Below are 15434 nucleotides of genomic sequence, written 5' to 3'. Positions count from 1 at the left end.
GCGGACGGTCCGCCGCCCGCCGATGGGCGGCGCCGGGTGCACGACCCGGCGCCTGCCAATACGCGCGCCACCTCCGTCGCACTGTATGCGGCCGGCAACCCAACCTGATCACCTGAGTTACCCGCCGGCCGCCACGGTTTTATCAACGCCGCCGCGGTATTCTATCAAGACCATCGGCATTGAGAGCTGATTAGGTTGTCCTTGCCGCAGTAGTTTCTTGCGCGATCTTTTGGCGCCATGGTCGCATATCCCATCCGGAAGTTGCGAACCTCTCAATTCCGGAAGCGACCTGATCGAGCCTGCGGGAGATTGGCTTCTCCGTCTGCAAGTCCGATCGGGCCTTGCGCTTGGAGCGCGTCCCGAAGGCGCGGGCGTTCGCGTTTGGGGTATGCCTCGTGACGTAACGGTAGGAGTTCGTTAATCGCCGCAATCTATCCGCGTACAACCCTTCGAACAGATGGCGGCAGGTTGCGCGTGAATGACGTTGATCGCTTCGAGCATTTCCAGGACCCTACCGATGCGTGGCTGGTGTGGGACGGCACACTCGCCGAGCCGGCGACATATTCCGGCATCGCGCTGACCGAACTGTCGGCATCCGAGGCGCGGTCCATGTGCAGCCTTCTGAACCGCCTCCATGCAGCAAGGCGCGCACGATGCCTTCTGAAAGGACGATCAAGGCGCTCGGCGGTGCTCAGGAGCATTACCGCTGGCAAGAGATAATGCTCTGCGCTCAGAGCGGCTCATCGGCGCTTGCCGACCGAGTCGCATCGACGCCTACACAGCGACGCGTCCTGGCTGGGGCCTGCGCGAAATGCGGCTCCGTATCAGCGCTACCCATATCGGGAGGCCGCTCGCCCGCTAAAGCGTAAGCCAATTCTAAAAAGTCGCGACGCGCTTTGGCGGGACCGCCGCAATATGCGCAAAGGAAGGACGGTCGAAGAATTCCGCGGCTTGCGTAAGCCTCGGACAACTTTTGAACGTCATCCTCTTGGATAATGGAGGGTATCATGCTTCGCCGCAAAGTCCTCGCTGCCGGATTTCCAATCCTCGTCCTGGGCCTGTTCATGACCGAGCGTGTCGTCTCATATCTGCTCGGCATCCACCCATCCGCGCCGCCCTTGTGGGCGGCGTCCTTTGAACTGCGTGCGTTGTTCCGCGATAGCGCAAATTGGCTGGATACGGTCACGGGCCACTCGCTTGTGCTGCAATTTGTGTCCATCTTCGGCCTGGCGGCGTTGATCGCGCTTGCGACAGGAATGCGACAGTGGAGGCCGGTCTCGTTCCTGATCAATCATGCCACCTTGCTTCTTCTGGCCGCCATGCTTGTGGTCGGCAGCGGCGCTTCGGTCGCCAGCTCCGATTCCGCGCTGGCCGCAGGCAGCTACCTGCTGCAAGGTAGCCAACTCGGCGCAATTCCTGTCCTGGTCCTGTCGCTCGGTTTGATCGCGTGCGCCTGGTGCCATCTGGTGGTCCTGACCGGGGCTCGTCGACGCGAGCAGCCGATGTCGACCGCTATCAGGGAACTGGCATTTGACCTGGAGGACAGGCGGCAGTTACGACGAAATAGGCCTTCACATAGCCGGTGATACGCACCGTCGGCAAAGGATAGTAGTCGACCGGACACCATTGGCGTTTGCGGCTCGCGCCTTGCGGCCGGCAGGCGCCGGTAGCGTGGATGATGCCGGTGTGATCCGGCGCTATGGCCCCGGCCGGTTTCGAGCGGTGATCCTGCCTGCTTCTGATGTAAAGCACGTCCCAGAGATCGACATTGACCACTCGATAGCATTCGGCCTCCGCAGCCTGCGAGGACGTCAGAGCTGCGAACGCAGCCACTGCCAGGCTGGCACACGCGACGCGGCTGGCACGGCTGAGCCTCATTGGACTTTGCGGTAGGTGACCTTGCCGTCCGGCAATTCGATCCGCTGATAGGCCGGACTGACCGGCTTCGGCGCTGACTTGCGTCGCGGCCGCGGCGGATCGGCCGCGATGACGGACGGTTCTTCTTCCGCTGCCGGTTCGGACAAAGGCACTACGGTCTCAACTGGCAGGTCCGGCTGCAGCAACGCGGCGCCAAGTCCGATCTCCGAGCGCAACCGCGACAGCCCGCGATCGAAATCGGCCATCGCCTCGTTCACCAGCCCCAGACGCATGTCGAAATCGCGATTGAGCTCATGCACCCGATTTTGCATGCCGGTGTTGACCAGGTCGAGCCGCTCGACGATCCGCTTCTCGAAGGCCGCAAGTTCCTCCAGCCGCTTTTCGACTCCACGCACCTCACTCGCCGCCCGGTAAAGGGAGATGGAGGCCGTCAGATTGACTGCAGTCAGCACGAGGGCCGACACGCCGAGGATCGCGAGGAGTTTCCCTCCGGTGCTTCTGTTGCCCTGCTGCCGGAATTCTCCCTGGACCGGAGGTGCTGTCGTGTCACGGATTGTCGTCATTGCACGATGACCTTTGTTCCTACGGGAACCCGCTGAAAAAGATCGACCACATCGGTGTTGGTCAGGCGAAAGCAACCAGAGGTGCCGTCGAAGCCGACTCCCTTCGGATCATTGGTACCATGAATCCGGTACAGGGTGTCGCGACCATTCTTGTGGAGATAGAGCGCGCGCGCGCCAAGCGGATTGTAGGGGCCCGCCGGCACCAGTTCCGGCAGGTCCGGCTCGCGTTTGCGCATCTCCGCCGGGGGCCGCCATTCGGGCCATGTCTGCTTGGCGCCCACTTTCACGGTGCCGGTCCAGCCGAAGCCGTCGCGGCCGACGCTGATTTTGTAGCGCAGCGCCTGTCCCTTGCCGGTTACCAGGAAGAGGGCTTTCTCGTCCTTGCGGATGATGATCGTCCCGGCGCGTTCATTTGTGTCCAGGCTGACCGCATTGCGCAGGCTGGGGCCCATGCCGGGAAGCTTGGGACGGTCGGCCCGGTGGACACGCTGGATGCCGGCCTCGGCGGCGGCGGGCGGAGCGGCGTAAAGAATGCCGGCAAGGGCCAGGATGGCGAAATTTAAGTGCCTGCTCATGATGGAGATGAACCGTGGGTTCGGGCCTCGCCATGGAGGTGGACCGGAAGGCTGCAAAGTCGCATGGCAGCCCAGTCCTTCACCGTAGCGTTCGCGTTCGAGGTCACGGCATGGATCCTCGGGTCGGGGCCCGAGGATGACGAAGTGGAAAGGCCGCGGCAAACCACCGGCGCCACTGGCGACAACGGTTGGCGATTGACGAAAGCGTACCCGTCTTCGTCATCCTCGGGCTCCGACCCGAGGATCCATTCCGTGACCTTGACGACGGCCGCCGACGGAGAGAAGACCGCTTGCCGCAGCGTCGTCGCATTTCTACCGCGCCTTTGCATCGAGCCGCTCGCGGAAGATTGCTTTCACGTCCTTGTTGAAACGCGCCCGGGCATGCACCTCGGACGGGAGCAGCGCGCGATTGAGCGCATCCGTCAGCAGCGGCGTGTCGAGGCTGACGGCCTTGATGTGCGGCTGCCTGAAGATCTTCTCCAGCTCGCCGCGGGAGAAATGGTTGCCGAACAGCTTGCGCTTGCGCTTGTTGGCGACCAGCGTGATGCTTGCGCCGTTGCCGCGCAGGCCGCGTATCCTCTGGAAGAGATGCTTGGCGTGGCGCAGCGAGGCGATGTTGAGTTCGAAGACGACGAAGATCTCGTCGCTGGTCGAAAGGACCGAGTTCTGCCATGGCGTCTCGACGTTGGGCAGGTCGATGACGACATCCTCGAAACGGTAGGCGGCCAGATCGAGAAGCTTGAACACGAAATCCTGGCCGTTGGCCGCGAAAGGCAGGCTCGGCCGCTCGAAGGAATAGAGCGTGAAGCCCGGCTTGCGCGTCAGCTTGATGAGGTCCATCAGTTCGACATCCAGCCGGTCGGGATTGGCGACCACGCCTTCGATGTCGAACTCGGTGTAGACATTGAGGTAGGCGCTGCAATTGGCATGCTGGAAATCGAGGTCGACGAGGCAGGTCCCAGCGGCACGCTCCGCGGACCGGGAGGCGAGATGATCCGCGGCCGAAAGGGCGAGCGTCGTGGCGCCGGCGCCGCCCGTCGCGCCGATGAAGGTGATGACCCGGCTCTTCGACGCCTGGCTGCCGCTGTCGTGGAAGGTGACGGCATTGATCAGTTCCTTTCCGTCGAAGGGCTTGCGCAGCCAGTCGGCCGCGTTGAGCCGGACGAGGTTGCGCATCTGTTCGGAGCCGAGCTCTCCGGAGAGTGCCACGAGAGGAACATTGGCCCAGGCGGCGCGGGCGTCGACGAGCCGGGAGCCGGCGAGCAGTTCGCCCTCGCCGACGTCGAGGATGGCCACGCTCGGCCGTCCTTCCGCCGGCGGTCCCGCCAGGAAGGCTTCCGTCTCGGCGACCTGGACATCGTAGATGGCAAGCGCATCGAGCCGCGTCGCGATTTCGCGCCGGAGCTGGGGGTCGGAGGAATAGAGCGCGATGCGCTTTCGCCTGGTAGGCAGGACTTTGGGACTGAGAGCGTTCATGGCCAGGTACTCTTCAGGTCTTCGCCCGTGACCGTGCTGAGCATGGAGGGCATGGTTATATCGTTGAGGCCGAGAAGTCCGCTGAGAAAGAAGAACTGGAAGGTCAGGCCTTCAAGGCTGACGGTGACGGTCGGCACCGGCCCGCCCGGGCGGCCCCAGTAGCCCAGCCCGGTAGCGGTATAGGTAATCCTGACATTGGCCGGCTGGAGCCGGGGGAAGAATGGCACCATCCGGTTGTAGATCGTGTCGAAATTGGCCTGGCTGAAGCCGGCGCAGCCACCGGCGCCTGTGCAGGAATAGGTCGGAAAGCTGCCGGACCCCATGGCCGTTCCCGCCAATGCGGAGTCCGCGGTATTCGCGGCGCTGGCGAGCGAGGTGCTCACGGGACTGGAAACGGCGGCAGTCCTGGCGCCCACCTGAACGGCCTTGTTGGCCGCGTTCCATTGATAGAACGCATAGCCGAAATCCACGAAGCCAAGCGTCAGAGTGAGCAGCAGCGTCAGCGCGATGGTCATTTCGACCATTGCGGCGCCGCCTTCGTCCTTTCTGAAGTCGTTCGGTTGCCGCATCTCAATACCCGATGAATCGCTCTTCCTGGGAGGCCGTGAATGTGATCGGGCCGAGGCCGATATAGGCAAGCAGCGAGGTCGCCCCGTAGGTATACGAGGTGGTGACGCGCACCGTGGTGACGTTGGCGCCGGTGCCGCGATAGTCCTGGAGGCCGGTGACGGAATCGACGTTGTTGGTCGTCGTATAGGTCGTGATGGCGACGGCCGCCGTCCAGTCGGTCACCCTGAGCGTCCCCGCGGTCGGTATCCCGTATTTGGCAATGTTCTGTGCCGCGGTTGTGCAATCGGTAGCGACCGCGGAAAATCCATCCGTGCAGCGTGCCATGAAGCGCGCCGCGTCACGCAGGCCGGCCTCGATCAGCAGCTTGCGGTGGAAGATGGTTCCGAACTCGAAGACGCCTGCCGACAGCGCGATCATCAGCGGGGTGATCAGCGTCATCTCGACCAGGATCGCGCCGCGCTCCTCGCGACGGAACCCTCGGGCGATTCTGCGGAGCATGCCGGTGCGCCTAGCGGTAGAGCTGAACATTGTCCTTCGCGAAGCCGATCATGGTGCCTCGCCCCTGTTCGCCGTCGATATCGACGATCTCTGCCATGATGTCGCCATTCGTGCGCGCCTGGTCCACCGGCTCGGTCAGGAAGAAGCTGGCGAAGCCGACAGCCGGGATCGCAGCTCCGCTCTGGCCGTTGAGTTCGGTGGCGTGCTCCCCGCAATTGATGATAGCGCCATAGATCAGCCGACGGTCTGGATCGGTCGACGGGCTGGCATGGCATGCCGGAACGCCCGTCTCGCCGCCGAGCGAAGGATTGTCCACCAGGCCGCTGCTGATCTCGTATCTGTAGAGGTCGTATCGCGCGGGCGGGTTTGCATTGGAATAGGCATTGCCGTCGCTGTCCACGAAGCCTGCCATCTCGGAGGCCGTGAAGCCGTTCGCCGCAAGATAGCCTTCATAGTCCCACATGCCGTTGCCGATGCGCCCGGTATAGGCGCTGTCCTGCGTCAGATGGCGGTACTGGGTGAGTTCGGCGGCATCCGTCACGGGATCCATGTTGCAGGCATTGGGATTGGCCGGGTTCTTGTACTTGTACCCTTTGCGCATGTTGGGTGCCGGCGGGATCGCCGGATCGGTCTTTTTCATCTGCCCGCCATAGATGTCGAAGCGGACATTGATGGCGTCGCGAACGGCCGGCTGCGGGCCGCCCGTGCGCATGTAGACCCCGCGGGAATTGACGCATTCGGGGGAATCGGCCTGTGCGATGTCGTCGGCGAGTTCCGCGGCGCCATAGCCGTGATCGTCGGTCGGGCGGAGGAAACCGAAATTGCCGGGTCCCCAGCTTCCGGTGCCGCCGCCCTGCACGAGCTTGATGCCCTTCCTGTAGAAATTCTGGTTATTGACAACCTGGTGGAGGGGAATCCCCAGATCCTCGAATGGATTGCAGATGAAGAGCGGGGTCATGTCGCAGACGACGACGCCCGCGAAACCCGCAACCGCGCTCGCGCCGACATTGAAGCCGTTGTCGGCGGTGCTGCCCGTCAGGAACGAAGCAGGGAAGATCGCGGCAAAGCCTGTCGGGTTGACCGTGACTTCGATGAACTCGGTCTCCTCGGGTGTCGCTGCATGATTGGCTCCCGAAACGGCGGTCGTATCGCTGGCCGGTATCGTCTCGAGAAAGCACCAGGAAATGTGTCCGCGCGACCGGCAGGCCGAGTTCGACGGATCGACTGTGACGCCTCCCGCACTGGCAAGTGTCGTCGGCCCCGAAGTCGAGAAAGTGCTGGTGTTGTCGACCAGATTGGCGAGCGCCCGTTCCGCCCGGGTCCAGGCATCGGGTCCGCCGTCGAGCTCCGCCGCCGACGCCAGAGCGAAACTGTCGGCCGCCTTCTGCAGATCATTGTGAAGACTGTTCGCCCGGCTCATGTCGATTGCGAGCAGCGCAAAACCGATGATGACCGGAAGCATGATGCTCACCAGGATCAGCGCCATGCCGCGCTCGTCTGCCTGGAACTGGCGTATTTTCTCCAAAACCCTGCACATCTACACACTCCCCGCGGGACGCCTCCGTTCGTCCCGTAACCCCTTTAGCCCTGCCGCATCGTGTCCGGTTTGTTCATTTGTCGTTTGTTCAGTTATTGGTTCCGAGATTCACGGTCACGTTCGCCGGCGGCGGTGGTTTCGCCTGCTGGGACGTCCGGTAGTTCTTCACCGCATCGGCCGCCCGCTGCCCGTCGGTCGGAATGGCCGTCACCTTCGATGCCGGATTGAAGGGATCGACCGTATGCAGCAGCCGGTTATGTTTCTGGGCGTCGCCGGCCGCCAGCGTCACCGTTTCGTAATGATTGAGATAGTCCGCGCAGCCCGCGAGCAGGCCCGTGGCGGCGAGGACCGCGAGAAGTGTTCTATTTCTTGGCATAGATCATCTTGTCCTTGGCTGGGACGTCGAGCATGTGGCCGTAGGGTCCGACCACGCCGTCCCCGAGTTCGTAGCGGCGCACCATGTCACGGGTGACCTCGAGTTGTCCGAGCAGGAAGAATTCGGGGTCGTTGGCCGGCCGGGTCTTGTCGAGCGGCGTGGCTACCTGCTGGCCGGGCTTGGCCGGTCGCACCAGCCGCGGCGTGACGATGATGACGAGGTCGGTTTCGTTCTTGATGTAGCTCGACGAGCGGAACAGCGCGCCGATCACCGGAACCTGGCTCAACCAGGGCACCTGGCTCTGCAGCTTGCGGCCGGTCGACTGCAGCAGGCCGGCTATGGCGAAGCTCTGTCCGTCGCGCAGCTCGACCACCGTCGAGGCCCTGCGGGTGATGAAGGACGGGATCTCGATATCCCTCGTGCGGATCGTGTTGGTCGGGTCGACCTCGCTCACTTCCGGATTGAGCCGGAGGTTGATCTTGCCGCCCTCGAGCACGATCGGCGTGAAGTCGAGCTTAACACCGAAATCCTTGAATTCGATGGTGATCGTATCGTTTTCCTGCGCCACGGGGATGGGCACCTCGCCGCCGGCGAGGAAGCTCGCCGTCTCGCCCGAGAGCGCGGTCAGGTTCGGCTCGGCCAGCCGCCGGGCGAGACGCTTGTCCTCCAGCGCACGTATGATGACGTCGACATTGACGCCGGCGTCGATCACATTCGCGATGATGGTGGCAAAGGGTGAGTTGCCTGTCACGAAATTGCCGGCCAAGGTTCCGATCACCGCTCCGGCCGGCAGTCCTCCGGCTCTTTCCGGCTCGTCCGTACTAACGAACCACGAGACGCCGAGCTCTCGACCGGCATTCCGCGACACTTCGAGAACGCGCACTTCGAGATTGACCTGCTGGCTGTCCTCGACCTCGACCGAATTGATGACCGTGTCCGGGCCGTATTGCTGGGCGACTTCCAGGATCTTCGCCAGGGTGGCGCCGTCCTTGACGCGGCCGCCGAGGCGAACCTTGCCGTTGACCGAGCCGATGGTGATGTTCGACTTCGGCGCCACCTGCCTGATGGCGATCGCCATGTCGTCCACATCGACGCCGACCTCGACCTCGATGACCCCGAGCGAGCGCTTGTCCTCGGAGAACAGGTTCACCGAAGTCGTGCCGACACCCTTGCCGATCACATAGAGCGTGCGATCGGTCATCGGCTGCGCGTCGGCGATCCTGTTGTCGGCAATCACGATGTCGCCCAGATTGGCGTTGACCTGGATCGTCACCGACTGGGAGATGGGAATGAACACCCGGTGGACACGGACGCGCGAGACGTCGATGCTCCGATCCGCCGCAAGCGCGCCGGCTGAAAATGCCAGCAGGAGTGCGAATACCCGGGCCAGCCAGCCCAATCTGACGAACATCATGACCGAACCCCTCCTTCGACCGCGTTTGGATGCGCGGAACGTTTGTGAGGCCCGGCCACCGAGGTCGGGCCGCTGCAACCATAACGCTACCTTGCCCGTGGCACGTCGTAAACCTGCCGATCCATGCCACGGTAAACGCCGACTGAAGCCCTGACCGGCGGTTCGGGTTGGATATATCTGACGACTTCCTTCACCACCTCGTGCGCTTCCGGCTCGGGCGCAGGCTGCTTGAGCTTGTTTAGCTGATCCTCGACATTTCCGACGCGTTCATCGATGCGCTCGCCGAGGTTTTCCACAACCTGCCGGATGCCGTTGAACTGCTCCTCGGCGCGCTTGCGCTCGGCTTCGAGCGCCGCCTGCCGCGCCGCCACATCTTCCGGCGTCTCCCCGGTGAGGTCGGCGAGCGTAATCCGGTCTGTCGATTCGCCTTCATTGGACGCGACCTGGCGCAATGCCAGCGAAAGCTGCCCGGCGCCGGCGGCTAGGGTCAGCTTCTGGGCGTCGCGAGTCGAGACTTCGAGCGTTACCGCCTTGACGACGGTCGGGTTTTCCTTGCTCTCGTCCGCGATCTGATCGACAGCGAGAACCTTGATGCTCTGCAAGAGCACGTCGACATAGGCCCTTTCGCCGCCTTCGGCCTGGCGAACGTTGCGGGTGAGGAGTACGTCCACCCGGTCGCCCGGAAAAACAAAGCCTGCGACGCCGAGAACGTCGTTGACGCGGATCGATACGGCCTTCATGCCATCGGCCAGTACCGCCGAAAGGGTGGCGCGCTGTCCCGGCCCGGTGATCCTGGTCGCGAGCACCGGCTCGTTGGCGCCGATCGCCTGCAGCGCCTGGCGATTGCCCTTTTCGTCCGCCAGCAGTTCCGCGGCCGTCTTGAAGGCGCCAGCCGGGATGGCGCCCGACGGCCAGGCGATCTCTCGCAGCTTGTCTGAAGTCAGCACGTCGCCGAATTTGAGAGGCACGGCCGCGACCACAATCGTTTCGCGCGGCGCTTCGCTGGGCGCGGCCATGGCGTTGCGCTGGTTCGCCAGCCACATATTGGCGAGCACCACCGCAACAACGCCGAACACGGCGGCCAGAAGCACCATAATGATGGTATTTGCACGCATTTCAGCCACCCCGCAGCAGCTTCACGCATTCCGGACGAGTCGTCCGCCCCAAGAAGAGATCAGGCCCGGACTTGCCGCCCGGGCCTGATGGCTGGATTACAGAGCGGCCGCGAGTGTAGACCACTGGCCCGTGACCCACGTGGCGACGAGGCCGATGGAGGTGATGACTGCCACAGCGATGATGCCGAGCAGGATCGTGTATTCGATCATGGCAGCACCGTTTTCGTCGTCACGAAACTGCCGGGCGATCGTCATGAGCTTGTTCATGCCAATTTCTCCCTAGAGAGGTTACAACCCGACGAGACGAGCAAGGAAATGTACCCAAACCCCAGCATCCCCCGTCAGTTGCAATCCTAGGAACGGCACAAAATATAAGTCAAATGAATTTAACGGCTCCTTAACCGAACTATAGCTGCGCGGGCAAGAATATGCTTGTCGGCGGCGTTCGTAGCCAGTTGATTCTGTTCAAGAATCCGGTGACCTTAACCATTTCGCGATAAAGGGCCGGAAGTGTCCGCACTCTGTACGATCTAGATATAGGCAATTATATTATGATAAAAGTGGTCATGTTTTTTATCTCTACCGAAATCCGTTGCTCCGCTCTCCTGCGGCGGTATCAAGGTTGCAAAATGCATATCCGATTATGCTATCCGGAAAGTCGTATAGGAGTAGTCCGACTACACCCTTTGATGTAGATCATCTCGCCGGTAACGTGTTTTTGTAGAATAGATAATCGACGGATCGATAGCCGGTTCGAGCTAGCTCCTCGCGCCGCCATGGAGCCCGACCGGGCTTCGGCAGTTGAAATTCGTATCGGTCGGTAAGAAAGGAGCCACTACTAGGTAATACTGGCGCTCGTGCCGCCGTTCGGCAATCCATTTATAAGTATTAACCGCAAGTATTTGACAAAAAGTAATTCAGGTATTTTAACGGATCCCTCCGCGGGATCTGGCGCCGCCGGTGAGGGGTGGGTCTGATGCTCGCCCGGTTCGGATGCGAGCTTACGTTCCGGGGTATTAACTCTAAGGTTAACAAATTCTTGCGAAGACCCCGAAAATGAGGAACCCTGAGGAAGGGTAAAGGGGGGCTGAACCATGTTGGGGCGATCCACCAAGAGCGTTGCAAAGCTGCGGCTTGTGACTGCTACTGTATCTGTTGCCGACGCCCGTACCGTAGAGCTCAGCAAATCTCCAGGAACTGATCCTAGCCTTGGGCGGCTCGGGCTTTGGAGGCTACCCGGAAAACTCGGGTTCTCCCAAAGCGCCTGCGCGAACGAATGTGGGAGGGGCAAAATGCTGAGTTTGGACTTCATAGGGCGCGCGTCGCTGGCCGGTCTTTTTACCGGCTACGTCTGCCTAAATCTCATCAGTATCATGGAAATGACTTATCAACTCCCGCGATCCGAGACTTTCGCGTTAGACGTGACAGCTCGATCGGCCGGATTGATCTTTATGGGGCTCGCGGTTGGTCTCACCGTTCTTCGACTTCCACCAAAAAACGATTCTCTTGGCTGGATGCCCCGCCTCGTGGCAATCGCCGGAACTTTCATGACATTGACGTTGATAGTATTGCCGCAGGTTGACATCCCCCCCGTGGCAAAACTCACAGCAACGACGTTGACGATCGTTGGAACTACATCCTCCGCTTATTGCTTGGCTTGGCTAGGGCGCTCCTTCTCGATTGATGCGCAGGCGCGCCGCCTTGTCACTGAAGGTCCGTACGCAATCGTCCGGCATCCGCTCTACGTCTGCGAGGCCATCACTTTGCTCGGAGTGGCGCTTTCGAACTTCTCGGCCTGGTCTGTGTTGATTGTCAGCATCAACCTTGCTGTTCAATATTGGCGAATCGCCAATGAGGAGAGGGTGCTTGGCCAAGCATTCCCGGAGTACGCTAGTTACGCACGGGTCGTTCCACAACTCATGCCCCGCCTGCGAAAGGGTTCCGCCCAGCAAAGATTGTAGGGGCAAATGATGGAGGCGAGAGCATGTTAGGACGCTTTACGAAAGGCAACGGTACCACGTCGCAACGGACAGAGGTCGCGACAGTGCCGATCCTCGTCGCGGCGCCAGCCATTCATGACAGTTCTTCGCAGGTTACCGATCCGCGCCAGAATGATGATCTTCTGTCGGTCAAGGTCGAGCTCCATCGTCACCTGATCGACCGGTTCAACCTCGCCGCGCTGGAAACCGCCTCCAAGGACGACATTCTGACGGAAATCCGCCCCGTGGTGCGCGACTTCGTTCGCACCCGCAGCATACCGCTGAATGCGCGCGAACTCGACCAGCTCACCAGCGACACGGCCGATGAGATGCTTGGCCTCGGGCCGATCGAGCCGCTGCTCAAGGACGACACGATCGCCGACATACTGATCAACACGCACAATCGCGTCTTCGTCGAAAGGCGCGGCCAGCTTGAGGAAACGGCGGTGCGTTTCCGCGACGAGGCGCATCTGCTGCGCATCGTCAACAAGATCGTCTCTGCCATCGGACGGCGCGTCGACGAATCCTCGCCCATGGTCGACGCCAGGCTCGAGGACGGCTCGCGCGTCAATGTCGCCGTACGGCCGATTTCGGTGGACGGACCGCTGGTCTCGATCCGCAAATTCTCCAGGAAGCCCTATTCGCTCGATCGGCTGGTGGAATTCAATTCGATCCGTCCACCGATGATCGAACTCCTCAAGATCGCCGTGCAGGCGCGCAAGTCGATCCTGGTTTCGGGTGGCACGGGCAGCGGCAAGACCACGCTGCTCAATGCGCTTTCGAGCTACATCTCCCACAAGGAGCGGCTGATCACCATCGAGGATGCCGCCGAACTCCAGCTCCAGCAACCGCATGTCGGGCGGCTGGAGACGCGCCCGCCCAATGTCGAGGGCAGGGGGGAAGTCAGGCAGCGCGAGCTCCTCAAGAATGCGCTGCGCATGCGGCCCGACCGCATCATCGTCGGCGAGGTGCGCGGCGAGGAGGCTTTCGACATGCTGCAGGCCATGAATACCGGCCATGAAGGCTCGATGACGACGATCCATGCCAACACGCCGCGCGACGCCCTGGGCAGGATGGAGCAGATGGTCGGCATGGCCGGCATGCCCATGTCGCAGGAATCGATCCGCGCCCAGATCGCCTCGGCCATCGACATCATCGTCCAGACCCAGCGCCTTTCCGACGGCGGCCGCCGCGTCATCTCGATCGCCGAGATCACCGGCATGGAGGGCAATGTGATCCAGCTTCAGGAGATCTATCATTTCGTCCGGCGCGACGTAACCGCCGACGGCAAGATCGTCGGCGAATTCCGGGCGACAGGCATCCGGCCGCGCTTCGCCACCGAGGCGGCGACCTTCGGCTTCCATTTCGCCAAGGACGCTTTCAACCCGCAGGTGCCGCTCTGATGATGACCGGCCAGACGCTCCTCTACGTCGTCTACGTATTGGCCGCAGCCTCGGCCATACTGGCGATCGAGGCACTCTATGTCTCCTATGCTGGCCGCCGTGCCCGCGCCGGCACGATCAACCGGCGACTGAAACGGCTGGCAGAGGAGGCGCCGGCCGAGCAGACGCTCCAAGGCCTCCTGCGCGAGCGGGGTCTGAGCGAGACCGGCGATTTCGCCTTGGGCGCCATCGCGATCAACCGGCTTTACACGCAGTCCGGCGTGACCGGCAACCCGCTGGCCTTTGCAGGAATGTTCTTGGCGGCGGGTGCGGTGGTCGGGCTGCTGATGCGGCTCATTCTAGGATTCGGCTTTCTTTCCTCATCACTTGCTTTCCTGTTCCTCGGTTTTGCCTTTCCGCTGCTGGTGCTGCGCCGCGCCCGCAATAGGCGCATCGCCAGGTTTGCCAGGCAGCTTCCTGACGCGCTCGACATGATCGTGCGCTCGTTGCGTGCCGGCCATCCCACCTCGGTGGCCATCGCCCTGGTCGCACGCGAAATGCCGGATCCACTCGGCACTGAGTTCGGCATCGCTTCGGACGAGATAACCTTCGGCATCAGCCTGGAGCAGGCAGTGCGCAAGCTTTCGGAGCGGGTTGGTTACGAAGAACTGCACCTGTTATCCGTCTCCCTATCGATCCAGGCGAAGACCGGTGGCAATCTGACCGAGATCCTCTCAAACCTCTCCGCGGTGCTGCGCGAGCGCCAGAAGATTCGATTGAAGATTCGCGCACTTTCGGCGGAAGGCCGCTGGTCCGCCATTTTGATTTCGGCCTTTCCCCTTATCATGTTCGGCATATTGCTGCTCATTGCGCCGAGCTACTATGGCGACGTTTGGAACGATCGTCTTGTTACGCCCGTCTTTACAATCTTTGGCCTTTGGGCGGCTCTCGGCGATTACATCATGTACCGCATGGTCAATTTCGATTTCTGATCCCATGACCGATGTTCTCGCCAACCTCCAGAATTCAGGAATGCTGATTTCCGCAGCCATATTTGTGGCGGCCGTTTCCATGTTCCTGTTTGCCGTTGTGTTGTTGGCGCCTGCAATCCAGACGCGGCGCCGGATCACCGACACACTGATCGCCGAGGGCATCACAAACCGGCGCTCCCTCGAGGCGCAGACCCAGCTAACCAAGATTGCTGCGCAGCGGCCCGTAGAGGCCTATTTCCGAGCGGCCGAGAAGCAGCGCGGCGAGCCGGACGCGTTGGAAGCAAAACTATTCCGTGCCGGCTTCCATCAGCCCTCCGCCGCGCTGGTCTACAATCTGACGCGTATCGCGTCCGTGCTCTTGGGATTCCTCGCTGCCTATTCGGGTCTGACTGCACTTCTGCCACCGCAACTGCCTGGATTCGTAGCATTTGCTGGAGCCTTCGTGTTTGGTTTGGCCTGCATCGTCATCCCAAGCATTGCGTTGGACCGTTTCGAGAATGCCGTGAAGCATAAGTATAGGCGCGGCTTTCCCGACTTCATGGACATGATGATCACCTGTGCCGATGCCGGCATGAGCCTCGAGGCCGCCGTCGAACGAGTCAGCAGCGAGCTTGCCGGCACCCACAAGGCGCTCGGTATCCAACTGGCGATCATGAACCTTCAGATGCGCGCCGGCCGACCGCTGCGCGAGGCGCTGCGTGAGCTTTCCGACCGGATCGGCATCGAGGAGGCTCGCTCGCTTGCAGTGCTGTTCCGGCAGTCTGAGGAGCTCGGTACCAGCCTGACCGAGGCCTTGCGCGTCTACAGCGACGAAATGCGCACGCAACGGATTTTGAAGGCCGAGGAGAAGGCGAACGCGCTTCCGGTGAAGATGATGATACCTTTGGGCTTGTGCATCTTCCCAGTGGTGCTGATGATCGTGATGCTGCCCGTGATCATCCGCATGAAGGGTATTTTCTTCTGAACCGTTGCCCGCGCATCCTAGACATTGAGATTTTGTTATGTTCTTGGGGTTATAGAGAACTGAAACGGGGACGCAATGCAATGAAGCAGCCGCCGCTTGCTGCTTTGGCGGGAAT

The 15434-nt window shown here is 61.7% G+C and carries 15 protein-coding genes; 5 read left to right on the top strand and 10 right to left on the bottom strand.

Translation table 11 applies throughout. From position 1 onward, the window contains the following. The first annotated feature begins 1007 nt into the window (after positions 1-1007). Positions 1008-1586: a hypothetical protein gene (locus JN302_RS24695; RefSeq protein ID WP_202329469.1), complete on the top strand. Its 579-nt coding sequence runs from the start codon at positions 1008-1010 to the stop codon at positions 1584-1586. A 288-nt stretch (positions 1587-1874) separates the two neighbouring features. Here the strand turns inward: JN302_RS24695 and JN302_RS24690 are convergent, their stop codons facing one another. From JN302_RS24690 to JN302_RS24645, 10 genes are all read right to left on the bottom strand, one after another. Continuing rightward, the gene (locus tag JN302_RS24690) at positions 1875-2441 is read right to left on the bottom strand and encodes a hypothetical protein (RefSeq protein ID WP_202329468.1); all 567 of its coding nucleotides are present in this window, start codon (positions 2439-2441) and stop codon (positions 1875-1877) included. Next, on the bottom strand, positions 2438-3016 hold the full coding sequence (locus JN302_RS24685; protein ID WP_202334436.1) for a L,D-transpeptidase: 579 nt from the start codon (positions 3014-3016) through the stop codon (positions 2438-2440). Before JN302_RS24685 ends, JN302_RS24690 begins: the two co-directional genes overlap by 4 nt. Positions 3017-3328: 312 nt before the next feature. Continuing rightward, entirely contained in the window at positions 3329-4492 is a 1164-nt protein-coding gene (locus tag JN302_RS24680) for a pilus assembly protein (RefSeq protein ID WP_202329467.1), read from the bottom strand. Further along, positions 4489-5016 carry a TadE/TadG family type IV pilus assembly protein gene (locus tag JN302_RS24675; protein ID WP_244845876.1) on the bottom strand — a complete coding sequence of 176 codons (528 nt, stop codon included), beginning with the start codon at positions 5014-5016 and terminating at the stop codon, positions 4489-4491. The genes JN302_RS24680 and JN302_RS24675 overlap by 4 nt, the downstream gene beginning before the upstream one ends. 46 nt (positions 5017-5062) lie before the next feature. After that, positions 5063-5560 carry a TadE/TadG family type IV pilus assembly protein gene (locus tag JN302_RS24670; RefSeq protein ID WP_202329465.1) on the bottom strand — a complete coding sequence of 166 codons (498 nt, stop codon included), beginning with the start codon at positions 5558-5560 and terminating at the stop codon, positions 5063-5065. Between the two features lie 10 nt (positions 5561-5570). Beyond that, positions 5571-7097 carry a pilus assembly protein TadG-related protein gene (locus JN302_RS24665; protein WP_202329464.1) on the bottom strand — a complete coding sequence of 509 codons (1527 nt, stop codon included), beginning with the start codon at positions 7095-7097 and terminating at the stop codon, positions 5571-5573. An 88-nt stretch (positions 7098-7185) separates the two neighbouring features. Further along, on the bottom strand, positions 7186-7473 hold the full coding sequence (locus JN302_RS24660) for a hypothetical protein (protein WP_202329463.1): 288 nt from the start codon (positions 7471-7473) through the stop codon (positions 7186-7188). Beyond that, positions 7460-8887, bottom strand: a complete 1428-nt coding sequence (locus JN302_RS24655) for a type II and III secretion system protein family protein (RefSeq protein ID WP_202329462.1) — start codon at positions 8885-8887, stop codon at positions 7460-7462. The genes JN302_RS24660 and JN302_RS24655 overlap by 14 nt, the downstream gene beginning before the upstream one ends. Positions 8888-8973: 86 nt before the next feature. Next, positions 8974-10002: a Flp pilus assembly protein CpaB gene (gene cpaB, locus JN302_RS24650; RefSeq protein WP_202329461.1), complete on the bottom strand. Its 1029-nt coding sequence runs from the start codon at positions 10000-10002 to the stop codon at positions 8974-8976. A 96-nt stretch (positions 10003-10098) separates the two neighbouring features. Continuing rightward, on the bottom strand, positions 10099-10269 hold the full coding sequence (locus JN302_RS24645) for a Flp family type IVb pilin (protein WP_202329460.1): 171 nt from the start codon (positions 10267-10269) through the stop codon (positions 10099-10101). 1025 nt (positions 10270-11294) lie between these two features. Between JN302_RS24645 and JN302_RS24640 the strand changes: the two genes are divergently transcribed. The 4 genes from JN302_RS24640 to JN302_RS24625 all read left to right on the top strand — a co-directional run bounded on the left by JN302_RS24640 (position 11295) and on the right by JN302_RS24625 (position 15319). After that, on the top strand, positions 11295-11963 hold the full coding sequence (locus JN302_RS24640; RefSeq protein ID WP_202329459.1) for a methyltransferase family protein: 669 nt from the start codon (positions 11295-11297) through the stop codon (positions 11961-11963). Positions 11964-11986: 23 nt separating this feature from the next. After that, entirely contained in the window at positions 11987-13384 is a 1398-nt protein-coding gene (locus JN302_RS24635) for a CpaF family protein (protein WP_202329458.1), read from the top strand. A gap of 218 nt (positions 13385-13602) precedes the next feature. Then, complete coding sequence (locus JN302_RS24630; protein ID WP_244845874.1) at positions 13603-14355, top strand: type II secretion system F family protein; 753 nt, start codon at positions 13603-13605, stop codon at positions 14353-14355. Between the two features lie 4 nt (positions 14356-14359). After that, complete coding sequence (locus JN302_RS24625) at positions 14360-15319, top strand: type II secretion system F family protein (protein WP_244845872.1); 960 nt, start codon at positions 14360-14362, stop codon at positions 15317-15319. Positions 15320-15434 lie beyond the last annotated feature (115 nt).

It is taken from the genome of Mesorhizobium sp. L-8-3, from assembly GCF_016756615.1.
Classification (GTDB): Bacteria; Pseudomonadota; Alphaproteobacteria; order Rhizobiales; family Rhizobiaceae.
Note: the sequence above shows the minus strand (reverse complement) of the source record. Positions and strands in the feature narration are given on the sequence as shown.

What these genes read in the sequence shown, in the direction of transcription:
- JN302_RS24695 (WP_202329469.1), top strand. Translation starts at nt 1,008, where the DNA reads ATGCTTCGCCGCAAAGTCCTCGCTGCCGGATTTCCAATCCTCGTCCTG.
- JN302_RS24690 (WP_202329468.1), bottom strand. Translation starts at nt 2,441, where the DNA reads ATGACGACAATCCGTGACACGACAGCACCTCCGGTCCAGGGAGAATTC.
- JN302_RS24685 (WP_202334436.1), bottom strand. Translation starts at nt 3,016, where the DNA reads ATGAGCAGGCACTTAAATTTCGCCATCCTGGCCCTTGCCGGCATTCTT.
- JN302_RS24680 (WP_202329467.1), bottom strand. Translation starts at nt 4,492, where the DNA reads ATGAACGCTCTCAGTCCCAAAGTCCTGCCTACCAGGCGAAAGCGCATC.
- JN302_RS24675 (WP_244845876.1), bottom strand. Translation starts at nt 5,016, where the DNA reads ATGGTCGAAATGACCATCGCGCTGACGCTGCTGCTCACTCTGACGCTT.
- JN302_RS24670 (WP_202329465.1), bottom strand. Translation starts at nt 5,560, where the DNA reads ATGCTCCGCAGAATCGCCCGAGGGTTCCGTCGCGAGGAGCGCGGCGCG.
- JN302_RS24665 (WP_202329464.1), bottom strand. Translation starts at nt 7,097, where the DNA reads ATGTGCAGGGTTTTGGAGAAAATACGCCAGTTCCAGGCAGACGAGCGC.
- JN302_RS24660 (WP_202329463.1), bottom strand. Translation starts at nt 7,473, where the DNA reads ATGCCAAGAAATAGAACACTTCTCGCGGTCCTCGCCGCCACGGGCCTG.
- JN302_RS24655 (WP_202329462.1), bottom strand. Translation starts at nt 8,887, where the DNA reads ATGATGTTCGTCAGATTGGGCTGGCTGGCCCGGGTATTCGCACTCCTG.
- cpaB (WP_202329461.1), bottom strand. Translation starts at nt 10,002, where the DNA reads ATGCGTGCAAATACCATCATTATGGTGCTTCTGGCCGCCGTGTTCGGC.
- JN302_RS24645 (WP_202329460.1), bottom strand. Translation starts at nt 10,269, where the DNA reads ATGAACAAGCTCATGACGATCGCCCGGCAGTTTCGTGACGACGAAAAC.
- JN302_RS24640 (WP_202329459.1), top strand. Translation starts at nt 11,295, where the DNA reads ATGCTGAGTTTGGACTTCATAGGGCGCGCGTCGCTGGCCGGTCTTTTT.
- JN302_RS24635 (WP_202329458.1), top strand. Translation starts at nt 11,987, where the DNA reads ATGTTAGGACGCTTTACGAAAGGCAACGGTACCACGTCGCAACGGACA.
- JN302_RS24625 (WP_244845872.1), top strand. Translation starts at nt 14,360, where the DNA reads ATGACCGATGTTCTCGCCAACCTCCAGAATTCAGGAATGCTGATTTCC.